Source organism: Phaeobacter sp. NW0010-22 (genome assembly GCF_040365955.1).
Classification (GTDB): domain Bacteria; phylum Pseudomonadota; class Alphaproteobacteria; order Rhodobacterales; family Rhodobacteraceae; genus OMPR01.
This window is the reverse complement of sequence record NZ_BAABWT010000003.1, coordinates 254,939-267,270: the sequence shown is the minus strand read 5'-3', so window position 1 is coordinate 267,270 and position 12,332 is coordinate 254,939. Positions and strand designations below refer to the sequence as shown.

Below are 12,332 nucleotides of genomic sequence, written 5' to 3'. Positions count from 1 at the left end.
TTCGATCTCCTCAAAAAAGTGCCCCGGACATCACGCCCGGGGCTCGGGTGTATTACCCGATCGCTTTCAGCACAGCTTCGCCCAGACCGGCGGGGCTTTCGGCCACGACGATACCAGCGGCTTGCATGGCTTCGATCTTATCTTCGGCGCCACCTTTGCCGCCGGCGACGATTGCGCCCGCGTGACCCATGCGACGGCCCGGAGGGGCGGTGCGGCCTGCGATGAAACCAGCCGTGGGCTTCCAACGGCCTTTTTTCTTTTCATCGGCTAGGAACTGTGCCGCTTCTTCTTCGGCCGAGCCACCGATTTCACCGATCATGATGATGGATTCGGTTTCGTCGTCCGCGAGGAACCACTCCAGCACGTCGATGTGCTCGGTGCCCTTGATCGGGTCGCCGCCAATGCCCACACAGGTGGACTGGCCCAGTCCTACGTCAGTTGTCTGTTTCACAGCTTCGTATGTAAGCGTACCTGAGCGTGAAACGACACCCACGCTCCCGCGTTTGTGAATGTGACCGGGCATAATGCCGATTTTGCAGGCGTCAGGCGTGATCACGCCGGGGCAGTTGGGGCCGATCAAACGCGATTTGGAACCTTCCAGTGCGCGCTGCACTTTCATCATGTCCAGAACCGGGATGCCTTCGGTGATACAAACGATCACTTCCATCTCGGCGTCAATCGCTTCGAGGATCGAATCCGCCGCAAAGGGGGGCGGAACATAGATGACGGACGCGTTCGCTTCGGTCACGTGCTTGGCTTCGTGGACCGAGTTGAAAACCGGCAGGTTCAGGTGGGTCATGCCACCTTTGCCGGGGGTCACACCACCAACCATCTTGGTGCCATAGGCGATGGCCTGTTCGGTGTGGAATGTACCCTGCGAGCCGGTCAGGCCCTGACAGATAACTTTGGTATTTTCGTCGATGAGGACTGCCATTTGGCGTTCTCCTTAATAAGTCTTCATGGGGGAAGGTGGGTAGTCACCCACCCCAGGATTAGCCTTTGACGGCCTTAACGATCTTTTCGGCACCATCTTTCAGGTTGTCCGCCGCGATCACATCCAGACCAGAGTTGTTGATGATGGCCTTGCCCTGCTCAACGTTGGTACCTTCTAGGCGCACAACCAGCGGAACTTTCAGACCAACCTCTTTCACTGCGGCAACAACGCCCTCGGCGATGACGTCACAGCGCATGATGCCACCAAAGATGTTGACTAAGATGCCTTTGACCTTGGAATCCGAGGTGATGATCTTGAACGCTTCGGTGACTTTTTCTTTGGTCGCGCCGCCACCTACGTCAAGGAAGTTGGCAGGCTCGGCACCGTACAGCTTGATGATGTCCATGGTGGCCATCGCCAGACCCGCACCGTTCACCATGCAGCCGATTTCACCGTCAAGCGTGATGTAGTTCAAATCGTATTTACTGGCTTCCAGCTCGTTTGGGTCTTCTTCGGTTTCGTCGCGCAGTTCCGCGATGTCCGCATGGCGGTACAGCGCGTTGCCGTCGAATGATACCTTGGCGTCCAGCACCTTGAGATCGCCGCCGTCGGTGACGATCAGCGGGTTGATCTCCAGCATTTCCATGTCTTTTTCCAGGAACGCTTTGTACAGGATGCCCATCAGCGCAACGCACTGCTTGACCAGCTTGCCTTCGAGACCCAGCGCAAATGCGATGCGGCGGCCGTGGAATGCCTGATACCCGGATGCAGGATCAACGCTGAAGCTCAGGATCTTTTCGGGGGTTGCGGCTGCAACCTCTTCAATATCCATGCCACCCTCGGTCGAGCATACGAAAGATACGCGGCTGGTTTGACGATCAACAAGCAGAGCCAGATACATTTCTGTCTCGATGCCGGAACCGTCTTCGATGTAGATGCGGTTGACCTGCTTGCCGACTGGGCCGGTCTGATGCGTGACCAATGTACGGCCCAGCATCTTCTTGGCTTCTTCGGCGGCTTCTTCTACCGACTTGGCAAGGCGGACACCGCCTTTTTCACCAGCGTCGGCTTCTTTGAAAGAACCTTTGCCCCGGCCACCTGCGTGGATCTGCGCTTTGACAACCCACAGTGGGCCGTCCATTTCACCAGCTGCGGTTTTTGCGTCTTCGGCCTTGAGAACGATGCGGCCGTCCGACACGGGCGCCCCATAGCTGCGAAGAAGCGCTTTGGCCTGGTATTCGTGGATGTTCATTGAAACTGTCCCGTCTGACTACGATTGCACCGATATAGGCGTGTCTAGGGCCAATCCTTAAAGGTTTTTTTGACGCAGTTGGGGAATTACACAGAGAATTGTCCATTTTGTGATCACACATTTTTAACGTGTGATCACAAAATGGAAAAATTCCAAAGTCTGGTGATTCGTTGAAACCCAACAGTCTTGCAATCGAAATACCGTGGGATGTTCACGTCAAATCATGTGCCGGGTGCGACTTTGACCTTCCGTAACGTCAGATATGTCACCGAGAAACAGTTACAACTTTATGACCCAGACACGAAAAAAGCCGCCGGGCGCGCCGACGGCTTTCTCTCAATCTCGTGGTTAGCGGCTTAGACCAGCGAGGGGTCGATCGCCTGACACGCTTCGATCAGGCCTTTGACAGCGTTGACCGAGTTGTCAAAGCCAGCCTGCTCTTCTTTGTTCAGTTTGATGTCGACAACACGCTCGACGCCACCGGCACCGATCACCGTTGGAACACCAACGTACATGCCTTTAACACCCAGCTCGCCGTCGCAATATGCGGCACAAGGCAAAACGCGCTTCTGGTCTTTCAGATAGGCTTCGGCCATTTCGATTGCCGATGTGGCAGGCGCGTAGAACGCGGAACCGGTTTTCAGCAGGCCAACGATTTCGGCGCCGCCATCACGGGTGCGTTGAACGATTGCGTCCAGTTTGTCCTGTGTGGTCCAGCCCATGTCGACCAGATCAGGCAATGGAATGCCTGCAACGGTCGAATAACGAACCGAAGGAACCATGGTGTCGCCGTGGCCGCCCAGAACAAACGCGGTAACGTCGCGCATGGACACGTTGAACTCTTCCGACAGGAAGTGTGCGAAACGTGCGGAATCCAGAACGCCAGCCATGCCGCAGACTTTGTGGTGGGGCAGGCCCGAGAACTCGCGCAGAGCCCAAACCATCGCGTCCAGCGGGTTGGTGATGCAGATAACAAATGCGTCGGGTGCGTGGGCTGCAATGCCTTCGCCAACCGATTTCATGACCTTAAGGTTGATGCCCAGCAGGTCATCACGGCTCATGCCGGGTTTGCGTGCAACACCTGCGGTTACGATGCAAACGTCTGCGCCGGCAATGTCAGCGTAATCGCTGGTGCCGGACATGTTGGCATCAAAGCCTTCGGACGGGCCGGATTCTGCGATATCCAGCGCCTTGCCCTGAGGCAGACCGTCTGCAATGTCGAACAGGACAACATCGCCCAATTCTTTTACAGCAGCGAGATGTGCAAGCGTGCCACCGATGTTACCTGCGCCGATAAGGGCGATCTTGGGTCTGGCCATTGGAAAGTACTCCGATCCGATGAAAATTTGCGCGTTTGCTAGTCGCTAATGCGTCATCGTGCAAGTCTTCTGCGACGCGGCATAGTTGCTTAGGTGTGCAGGTTGGGGTTGGTTGGTTGCGCTAAAGGCGTTAAGAATAAGGGTGTTACAGGGTGAGTGGATGCTAGAACTCAACTTATTGTTTTTCGCAGTTGCGATCCCCGCGACGGTTTTTGCGGGCGTTTCCAAGGGTGGGTTCGGCTCCGGAGCGGCGTTTGCATCCTCTGCGATTCTGGCAATTTTTCTTGAACCGGGGCAAGCGCTTGCTGTGATGTTGCCAGTTTTGATGATGATCGACGCGGCAACCCTGAAACCCTATTGGCGCAAATGGAGTTGGCCGGACGCGCGCTTGTTAATCTTGGGCGGACTGCCCGGTGTAGCTGCCGGAGCGTGGCTTTTTCGCGCGACAGATGCGGACCTGCTGCGGCTGCTGATCGGCGGAATTTCGGTGGCTTTTGTGGCGTGGCATCTGGCGCAATCTCGGGGCTGGATTAAACGTGTCACGCATCAACTGCCCGCCTGGGCCGGGCTGTTGGCCGGGGTTGTGACTGGCTTCACCAGTTTTGTCAGCCATGCAGGTGGCCCCCCGGCGGCGGTCTATCTGTTGTCGCAGGGGCTGGATAAATCGCGCTTTCAAGCCACCACCGTGATCACCTTTTGGGCGATCAATATTGCGAAATTCATTCCTTACGCGTTTCTCGGCATGTTTACCTTGCAAACCGCTTGGGCCAACGTGCTGCTTGCTCCTTTTGCGGTGCTTGGGGCCTGGCTGGGGGTCCGGGCGCATCGGTTGATGTCGGAACGGGTCTTTTTTGCCATCGCACACAGCTTGCTCACCCTGACGGGCCTTAAACTGATTTGGGATGCTTTGACATGATCCTCCGGCAGGCAACACAGTCCGATTATGCTAGGCTGCACGCGCTTTTTTCAGAACTGGTCGGAACGATTCCGGTGATTGACGGCCCACAAGGGCAGGCGCGGTTTGCCGAAATCCTCAACCATCCCGGCACGGAAATCATCGTGGCTGACGTTGCTGGTCAACCCGTTTCGACTGCCACGCTGCATGTAATGCCTAATATGACCTTTGGCGGACGCCCCTATGCGCTGATCGAAAATGTCGTCACACTAAAGGCCCATCAGGGCAGGGGGCTTGGACAGGCGGTCATGAAGCATGCCGCCGACCAGGCATGGGCCGCCAATTGCTATAAAATCATGCTTCTCACTGGTACGGCCCTAGGTGCACGCGGCTTTTACGAGAAGCTAGGATATGACGGCGACAGCAAACACGCCATGATCCTGCGCCGGGCACCGCAACGCCAACCGCTGCTTTGATCCCAAAAACCGCCCGCTCCCTTGGTATGAGGGAGGCGGGCAATCGCGCGCGGGGTCACTGCTCGACAGGCCTCACACGTCTTTACCGCCGGCTGGCAACAATTCGGCCAGTGTTTCAAAGGATTGCCCAGCAGCAATCAAGCACGACATGCCGTTGGGCAATGTCACGATAATGGTCCAGCTGCCCGTATCCGCCGAGGCAAAGACCTCCACAACCGACCCCTGTGCCGCCAACCCAATGCTCTGCCGGGTCTCGCCAAATTGATCGGTCAGTTTCGCCAAAACCGCCGGTCGTGGCGCGCAATTTTGTTCCTGTGCCTGTAGCTGCTGTGCCATCAGCAGACCAAACCCTAGGCTCAAGGCCATCGTATGTAGTGTCTTCATCATGGGTCTTACCCCTTTGCCCCTAGGCTGAGCGTACCCGGTCAGGCCCTCCAGACTTGCTCTGGTGCGCCGGGGAGACAGCCGATGTTGATCGTGTTAGCGGTTGGGTGAGTATCGGAGGGCCTTGCGCCGCGACCACCTGTCCAAATCTGACCCTTAGTAGCTTGCCCGCGTGACCCTGAAATGAGGTTAACCCGCCGTTCGGTGACCCCGCACCAGTCATCCTATGCACCCAAATGCTGCGTCGCGGCGATTTACCCTTGAACTTTCCGGCTAAAAATGCCCCTTTCTGCGCAACTTTATTACACGCAAGGAAATCGCCATGGACCCGCGCCAACGCCCGTACCGCTCTGTTCTCTACATCCCCGGCTCCAAGGAACGCGCCCTTGAAAAGGCGAAAACCCTGCCTGTGGACGCGATCATCTTTGATCTCGAAGACGCGGTTTCCGTCGATGAAAAAGAGAACGCCCGCGAAACGCTCAAGGCAGCGTTGGCGGCGGGTGGCTATGGCGACCGGATCAAGATCGTGCGCATCAACGGCTTTGACACCCCATGGGGCAAGGACGACGCAGCGGCCGTGTGTGAGATGGACGCCGACGTTGTTCTGTTGCCCAAGGTTGGCTCGACCGATGATTTGGACGCGCTCGCGGCCATCACAGGCGACCTGCCTATCTGGGCGATGATGGAAACGCCACGCGGCATGCTGAACGCGCCTTCGATTGCGGCACATCCCCTGATGGCTGGTTTTGTCATGGGCACCAATGATTTGGCGAAAGAGCTGCAAACCCGATTCCGCCCTGATCGTCTGCCACTCCAGACCTCACTGGGTCTCTGCCTGCTCGCCGCCAAAGCCGAGGGCCTGATCATCGTTGATGGCGTTTATAACGCCTTCAAAGACGACGAAGGTCTGCGCGCTGAATGTGAACAGGGCCGCGATATGGGCTTTGACGGCAAAACCCTGATCCATCCGGCACAGGTTGCCGTCACCAACGACGCCTTCGCTCCGTCCGACGCGGAAATCGATCTCGCCCGCCGCCAGATCGTGGCGTTCGAAGAAACCGAAGCCGCCGGTCAGGGCGTTGCGGTGGTCGACGGAAAGATCGTTGAAAACCTACACGTTGCCACCGCACGTGAAATTCTGGCAAAAGCAGAGGCAATATCAGCTTTGCAAGCGGGGTAAGCCAGCATGGGCTTTGGTCTTCTGATTCTCGGTGTGGTCCTATGGTGGGCCGCACATTTCTTTAAACGCGTCGCACCGGCGCAACGCGCTGCCATGGGCAATGCCGGCAAGGGCGCCGTCACGGCCGTTCTGCTGGTGTCCATCGTCCTGATGATCGTGGGCTATCGCGCCACGGATTTCATCCACATCTGGTCACCGCCCAGCTTTATGGTTCACATCAACAATCTGTTGGTGCTGATCGCGATCTGGATGATGAGCCCAGCCGCCAAAAAGGGCCTGCTGCTGAACAAGGTGCGCCATCCTATGCTGGCCGGGTTCAAGGCATGGGCCACCGCCCACCTGTTGGTGAATGGGGATCTGGCCTCGATCATCCTGTTTGGCGGATTGCTGGGCTGGGCCGTTGTGCAAGTTATCGTGATCAACAAATCAGAACCCAACTGGACCCCCGGCAAACCGGGAACCTTGGCCAAAGACGGCATGTTCTTTGTCGCCTCTATCGTTTTGATGGCGATAATCGGCTACATCCACGGGCTGGTCGGTCCGTCTCCATTCCCGATGTAAGGACAGCGTTATGCCCAAACTCTATCGCCTCCTCACCGAGGAAGACACATCCGCCTTCTGTCACAAAGTCAGCGAGGCGCTTTCTAAAGGCTGGGATCTCTACGGAGACCCCACCTATGCCTTTGACGGTATCAACAACGTCATGCGTTGCGGTCAGGCGGTCACCAAAGAGGTCGACGCCGAGTACACGCCGGACATGAAATTAGGACAACAGTAATGGCTAAAACCAACTCCGGCCGGTTTTTTGAAGACTACTCTATCGGTCAAATCCTGACTCATGCGGTGCCTCGTACCGTATCGGGCGGCGAACGTGCGCTTTATCACGCGCTGTATCCGGCCCGTCACGCGCTTTATTCTTCGAACAGCTTTGCACAGGCCTCGGGCCTGCCTGCCAGCCCGATTGATGATCTGGCCGCGTTCCATGTTGTCTTTGGTAAAACCGTCCCTGATGTGTCGTTGAACGCGGTTGCCAATCTTGGTTATGCCGAAGGGCGCTGGTTGCTGCCCGTCTACCCCGGCGACACGCTGCGCTCTGAATCCGAGGTGATTGGCCTCAAGCAGAATTCCAACGGCAAAACCGGTGTGGTCTATGTCCGCACTCGCGGGCTGAATCAGCGCGACGAAGTCGTGATGGAATACGTGCGCTGGGTGATGGTGCGCAAAAACAATCTGGATTCGCCTGCGCCTGAAACCGTTGTGCCAGATCTGAACAAAGTGGTTCCCGTGGACCAGCTGGCCATTCCTGCAGGCCTAGATTTCAGCAACTACAACTTTGATCTGGCCGGTGATCCGCACCGCTGGGGCGATTACGAGATCGGTGAACAGATCGACCACGTCGATGGCGTCACCATCGAAGAAGCCGAACACATGATCGCTACGCGCTTGTGGCAGAACACCGCCAAGGTGCATTTCGACCTGACCTTCCGCCCCGACGGGCGCCTGATCTATGGCGGTCACGTGATTTCCATGGCGCGCGCACTGTCCTTTAACGGTCTGGCCAATGCGCAGATGATCGTGGGCCTGAACGGCGGCGCCCATGCGAACCCGTGTTTCGCTGGCACCACGATCAAAGCTTGGACCGAAGTTCTGGACAAAGCAGACACCGACGCTCCCGGCGTTGGCGCGATTCGCCTGCGTTTGGTCGCGACCAAAGGCGGTGCACCGTTTGAATTGAAAGACGAAAATGGCAAATACAAACCTGATGTCTTGCTTGATCTCGACTATTGGGCACTGATGCCACAATAATCAGACTGGGCCGGATCGATCATGATCCGGCCCATTTTTTATGGACGTTCACCATGCCGTTACGCCTCGCCACACTGTCTGATGCCCCCGGCTTGGCGGCCCTTTCCATCGAAGTTTGGCTGGGCACCTACATCAAAGACGGAGTCACCCCGTTTTTCGCCAGCTATGCGCTTGATGCTTTCACGGCCGAGCGGTTCACAAAGGTTTTGCAAGATCCCGACGAGCATATCCTTGTTTCTGAACGGGGGCAGGGGATTGATGGCTTTGTCCGCATCACCCAGAACAAACCGGCACCCGCACCGGGGTGTTCGGATGTCGAAATCTCCACACTTTATGTGCAGCCGCGCCACCACGGACACGGCACTGGTTTGGCCCTTCTTGATGCTGGTTTGCGGATCTGTGCCACCCTTGGGGCCACGTCCCCTTGGTTAACGACAAACTCTGAAAATACACCAGCGCTGGGCTTTTATCGGGCGCAAGGGTTCGAAACCATCGGGCAAACCCACTTTCGGATCGAGGATCAAGCCTACTTAAACGACGTCCTGACCCGGAAACTGACCCTTTCGTGAGGTGACATTAAGCAATCAGACGATACTCTGGTTGAATGTTACGGTCCCTGTTCCTCTCCGCGCTCTTTGTCCTCAGCGCTCCATTAGCCAAAGCCTGCGATCTGGCTCTGGCCTTGGCCGTCGATGTATCCGGCTCTGTTGATGCCAAAGAATTCCGCATTCAGATGGATGGACTGGCCGAAGGGCTGCGTGACCCCCTCGTGTCCGAGGCTTTGGTGCGCGGCAAAGCTCATCTGATGCTGGTGCAATGGACCGGCACATCGCGCCAACAGATCTCGCTCCCGTGGACCGGCATCACCTCCTTTTCCGACATTGATCGCTTCGCCGATCAAGTAGCCACAAGCCCCCGTGTTTGGCGCAACTTTTCCACCGCCATAGGCGAGGCGCTGTTGGTTACCATGGATGCTTTTGCGGACGCACCAGACTGCACCCGCAATCTCATTGACTTGTCCGGTGACGGTTTTTCCAATGAAGGGGTGGAACCGATCCGCCTCCACCCTGCGCTGCGTGCCAAAGGGATCACCGTCAACGCCATCGCGATTGAAGAGAGCGAACCGGAATTGACCGCCTACTTTTTTGAAAACGTCATCGTGGGTGAGGGGGCATTTGTCGTCTCTGCGACAGGTTTTGCAGATTACCCGTCACGAATCCGCAAAAAACTGCTGCGCGAAGTCACGCAACAGACAGCTGCATTGCAATGAGGCCAAGATTCGTGATCACAGGTCTCACCGAATGAAAGGCAGGGGTTTGGCGATCTATCGCTATTTTTGTGATCACAGCAAACAAAAGTGTGATCACATTTGATGCCAAACTGCCCTACCGCGCCAAAAAACCGCGCTTTTTAACCGTTGGGACAGGTGACACACCGAAAAAAAGCGGTAAAACCAAGCGCAGCCAACCGCAAAGGAGCCACCATGGCCGATGTTAATCGGGGCAACCGCCCACTTTCGCCGCACCTATCGATCTACCGTCCGCAAATGACGTCTTTCTCATCGATTATGGTCCGTCTTACCGGAATTGCGGCTCTGTTTTTGTTCGTACTGGTGGTTTGGTGGTTGCTTGCCGCCGCAACGTCCGAAAGCGCGTTCAACTTTATCGATGGTCTGCTGACCAGCTGGGTGGGCACCGTTGTGATGCTCGGCGCGGCTTGGGCGCTGTTCTATCACATGCTGGGGCGCTTGCGTCACCTCGTCTGGGATCTGGGCTACTGCCTGAATGTCGAAACGGCTGAGAAGCTGGGCGTTGGCATGTTCGTTATGGCCACGGTCCTGACCGTCGTCGCGGCACTTGTGGTATAAGGAGCGAAACCATGAAATATCTCACAGATCGCAAACGTGCCCAAGGTTTGGGTGCTGGGCGTCAGGGAACGCATCACCACTGGCAGATGATGGTCAGCTCGGCTGCGCTGGTTATCCTTGTTCCTCTTTTTGTCCTAACATTCGGCTACGGCTTGGGTGGCACCTACGAAGAAGTGCTCGCCTATTACAGCCAGCCCTTTCCGGCAATCGTATCGGGCCTGACCCTGATTGTGGTTGTCCTCCACCTCATGCACGAAGCGCAGGTCGCAATCGAAGATTACGTGCACGGTGTCGCAGAAAAACTGACCCTCATGGGAGTGGCCGGATTTTCCTACACGTTGATTGCCGTGGGTCTCTTCGCCCTCGCTAAGCTCGCCCTGTAATATGCGCGGTAAGGAATAAAACGATGACAGCTGCATATGAATATGAAACCCACGAATATGATGTCGTGGTTGTCGGGGCTGGCGGCGCAGGTTTGCGCGCCACACTCGGTATGGCGGAACAGGGCCTGCGCACTGCCTGCGTAACCAAAGTGTTCCCAACCCGCTCGCACACAGTTGCGGCACAGGGTGGCATTGCCGCCTCGCTGTCCAACATGGGTCCGGATCACTGGCAGTGGCACATGTATGACACCGTCAAAGGCTCTGACTGGTTGGGTGACACCGATGCGATGGAATACCTAGCGCGCGAAGCCCCCAAAGCGGTTTATGAACTGGAACACTACGGCGTGCCATTCTCGCGCACCGAAGAAGGCAAAATTTACCAGCGCCCCTTTGGTGGTCACACCACCGAATTTGGTGAAGGTCCCGCAGTACAGCGAACCTGTGCCGCTGCGGACCGGACCGGCCACGCGATCCTGCACACGCTTTATGGGCAGTCGCTCAAGAACAACGCTGAATTTTACGTTGAATATTTCGCTATCGACCTGATCATGTCCGAAGACGGCCAGTGTCAGGGTGTTGTCTGCTGGAAACTCGACGACGGCACCATGCACGTGTTCAACGCCAAGATGGTCGTTCTGGCCACCGGCGGTTACGGACGTGCCTATTTCTCGGCAACCTCGGCTCACACCTGCACCGGCGATGGTGGCGGTATGGTGGCGCGCGCAGGTCTCGCCCTGCAGGATATGGAGTTTGTTCAGTTCCACCCCACCGGCATCTACGGGTCAGGCTGCCTGATCACCGAAGGTGCACGCGGTGAGGGCGGCTATCTGACCAACTCCGAAGGCGAACGGTTCATGGAGCGTTACGCGCCCCAGTACAAAGACCTTGCGCCGCGTGACTACGTTTCACGCTCCATGACAATGGAAATCCGCGAAGGTCGCGGTGTTGGCAAAGACGGGGATCACATCCACCTGAACCTGTCACACCTGCCACCCGAAGCTCTGGCAGAACGCCTGCCGGGCATTTCGGAAAGCGCTAAGATCTTTGCCGGCGTTGACGTCAACAAAGAGCCGATCCCGGTTATCCCGACCGTGCACTACAACATGGGCGGCATTCCAACCAACTATTGGGGCGAAGTGATGAACCCCACCGCCGAAGACCAGAACAAAACCGTTCCCGGTCTGATGGCTGTTGGTGAAGCAGGCTGTGCCTCTGTGCATGGTGCCAACCGTCTGGGCTCGAACTCGCTGATCGATCTTGTGGTCTTTGGCCGCGCCGCTGCAATCCGCGCGGGCAAGGTTGTGGACGCCGAGGCGCCCAACCCTGTGCTGAACCAAGCCTCCGTAGATGCTGCGTTCGACCGGTTCGACAACCTGCGCAATGCCAATGGCAACGTGGCGACTGCCGAACTGCGCCTTGAGATGCAGAAAACCATGCAGGCAGACGCGGCCGTTTTCCGCACCGCCAAAACCATGGCCGAAGGCGTCGAAAAGATGACCGCAATCGCTGCCAAAATGGACGATCTCAAAGTCACCGACCGCTCGCTGGTCTGGAACAGTGATCTGATGGAAACACTGGAACTCGACAACCTGATGCCCAACGCCTTGGCCACCATCCACGGCGCCGAAGCACGCAAGGAATCTCGCGGGGCCCACGCCCACGAAGATTTCTCGACACGGGACGACGAAAACTGGCGGGTCCACACCATCAGCCGCGTCGACGGCAACAAGGTCGAACTGACCCACCGCCCCGTCGTGGTTGATCCCCTCACCACAGAAGAGCAAGGCGGCATCGCCCTAGCCAAAATCGCGCCCAAAGCGCGGACTTTCTAAGGAG

15 protein-coding genes are annotated in these 12,332 nt (G+C 57.0%); 11 read left to right on the top strand and 4 right to left on the bottom strand.

Annotated features, from left to right (window positions below; all coding sequences use genetic code 11):
• Positions 1 to 52: 52 nt before the first annotated feature.
• The 3 genes from sucD to mdh all read right to left on the bottom strand — a co-directional run bounded on the left by sucD (position 53) and on the right by mdh (position 3,505).
• The gene (gene sucD, locus ABWV33_RS08185; protein WP_353329970.1) at positions 53 to 934 is read right to left on the bottom strand and encodes a succinate--CoA ligase subunit alpha; all 882 of its coding nucleotides are present in this window, start codon (positions 932 to 934) and stop codon (positions 53 to 55) included.
• A 58-nt stretch (positions 935 to 992) separates the two neighbouring features.
• Positions 993 to 2,186: an ADP-forming succinate--CoA ligase subunit beta gene (sucC, locus tag ABWV33_RS08180; protein ID WP_113825435.1), complete on the bottom strand. Its 1,194-nt coding sequence runs from the start codon at positions 2,184 to 2,186 to the stop codon at positions 993 to 995.
• 356 nt (positions 2,187 to 2,542) lie between these two features.
• Positions 2,543 to 3,505 carry a malate dehydrogenase gene (gene mdh / locus ABWV33_RS08175; RefSeq protein WP_113825434.1) on the bottom strand — a complete coding sequence of 321 codons (963 nt, stop codon included), beginning with the start codon at positions 3,503 to 3,505 and terminating at the stop codon, positions 2,543 to 2,545.
• Between the two features lie 160 nt (positions 3,506 to 3,665).
• Between mdh and ABWV33_RS08170 the strand changes: the two genes are divergently transcribed.
• Together ABWV33_RS08170 and ABWV33_RS08165 are read left to right on the top strand one after the other, a co-directional pair.
• A complete protein-coding gene (locus tag ABWV33_RS08170; protein WP_353329968.1) occupies positions 3,666 to 4,421 on the top strand; it encodes a sulfite exporter TauE/SafE family protein in 756 nt (251 codons plus the stop codon).
• Complete coding sequence (locus tag ABWV33_RS08165; RefSeq protein ID WP_164618304.1) at positions 4,418 to 4,876, top strand: GNAT family N-acetyltransferase; 459 nt, start codon at positions 4,418 to 4,420, stop codon at positions 4,874 to 4,876. The genes ABWV33_RS08170 and ABWV33_RS08165 overlap by 4 nt, the downstream gene beginning before the upstream one ends.
• Positions 4,877 to 4,948: 72 nt before the next feature.
• On the opposite strand, the gene ABWV33_RS08160 is transcribed toward ABWV33_RS08165, so the two are convergent.
• Complete coding sequence (locus ABWV33_RS08160; RefSeq protein ID WP_353329966.1) at positions 4,949 to 5,263, bottom strand: hypothetical protein; 315 nt, start codon at positions 5,261 to 5,263, stop codon at positions 4,949 to 4,951.
• Between the two features lie 319 nt (positions 5,264 to 5,582).
• Between ABWV33_RS08160 and ABWV33_RS08155 the strand changes: the two genes are divergently transcribed.
• The 9 genes from ABWV33_RS08155 to sdhA all read left to right on the top strand — a co-directional run bounded on the left by ABWV33_RS08155 (position 5,583) and on the right by sdhA (position 12,328).
• Positions 5,583 to 6,440: an HpcH/HpaI aldolase/citrate lyase family protein gene (locus ABWV33_RS08155; RefSeq protein WP_353329964.1), complete on the top strand. Its 858-nt coding sequence runs from the start codon at positions 5,583 to 5,585 to the stop codon at positions 6,438 to 6,440.
• Positions 6,441 to 6,446: 6 nt separating this feature from the next.
• Positions 6,447 to 7,001 (top strand): NnrU family protein, encoded by a 555-nt coding sequence (locus ABWV33_RS08150; RefSeq protein WP_353329962.1) that lies wholly within the window; start codon positions 6,447 to 6,449, stop codon positions 6,999 to 7,001.
• Between the two features lie 10 nt (positions 7,002 to 7,011).
• Complete coding sequence (locus tag ABWV33_RS08145) at positions 7,012 to 7,218, top strand: DUF1737 domain-containing protein (protein WP_113825428.1); 207 nt, start codon at positions 7,012 to 7,014, stop codon at positions 7,216 to 7,218.
• The gene (locus ABWV33_RS08140; protein WP_353329960.1) at positions 7,218 to 8,246 is read left to right on the top strand and encodes a MaoC family dehydratase; all 1,029 of its coding nucleotides are present in this window, start codon (positions 7,218 to 7,220) and stop codon (positions 8,244 to 8,246) included. The genes ABWV33_RS08145 and ABWV33_RS08140 overlap by 1 nt, the downstream gene beginning before the upstream one ends.
• Positions 8,247 to 8,299: 53 nt before the next feature.
• Complete coding sequence (locus tag ABWV33_RS08135) at positions 8,300 to 8,815, top strand: GNAT family N-acetyltransferase (protein ID WP_353329958.1); 516 nt, start codon at positions 8,300 to 8,302, stop codon at positions 8,813 to 8,815.
• Positions 8,816 to 8,850: 35 nt separating this feature from the next.
• A complete protein-coding gene (locus ABWV33_RS08130; RefSeq protein WP_215193827.1) occupies positions 8,851 to 9,516 on the top strand; it encodes a DUF1194 domain-containing protein in 666 nt (221 codons plus the stop codon).
• A gap of 213 nt (positions 9,517 to 9,729) precedes the next feature.
• Positions 9,730 to 10,113: a succinate dehydrogenase, cytochrome b556 subunit gene (sdhC, locus tag ABWV33_RS08125; RefSeq protein WP_113825424.1), complete on the top strand. Its 384-nt coding sequence runs from the start codon at positions 9,730 to 9,732 to the stop codon at positions 10,111 to 10,113.
• A gap of 11 nt (positions 10,114 to 10,124) precedes the next feature.
• The gene (gene sdhD, locus ABWV33_RS08120) at positions 10,125 to 10,496 is read left to right on the top strand and encodes a succinate dehydrogenase, hydrophobic membrane anchor protein (RefSeq protein WP_113825423.1); all 372 of its coding nucleotides are present in this window, start codon (positions 10,125 to 10,127) and stop codon (positions 10,494 to 10,496) included.
• A 23-nt stretch (positions 10,497 to 10,519) separates the two neighbouring features.
• A complete protein-coding gene (gene sdhA, locus ABWV33_RS08115; protein WP_121998354.1) occupies positions 10,520 to 12,328 on the top strand; it encodes a succinate dehydrogenase flavoprotein subunit in 1,809 nt (602 codons plus the stop codon).
• Positions 12,329 to 12,332 lie beyond the last annotated feature (4 nt).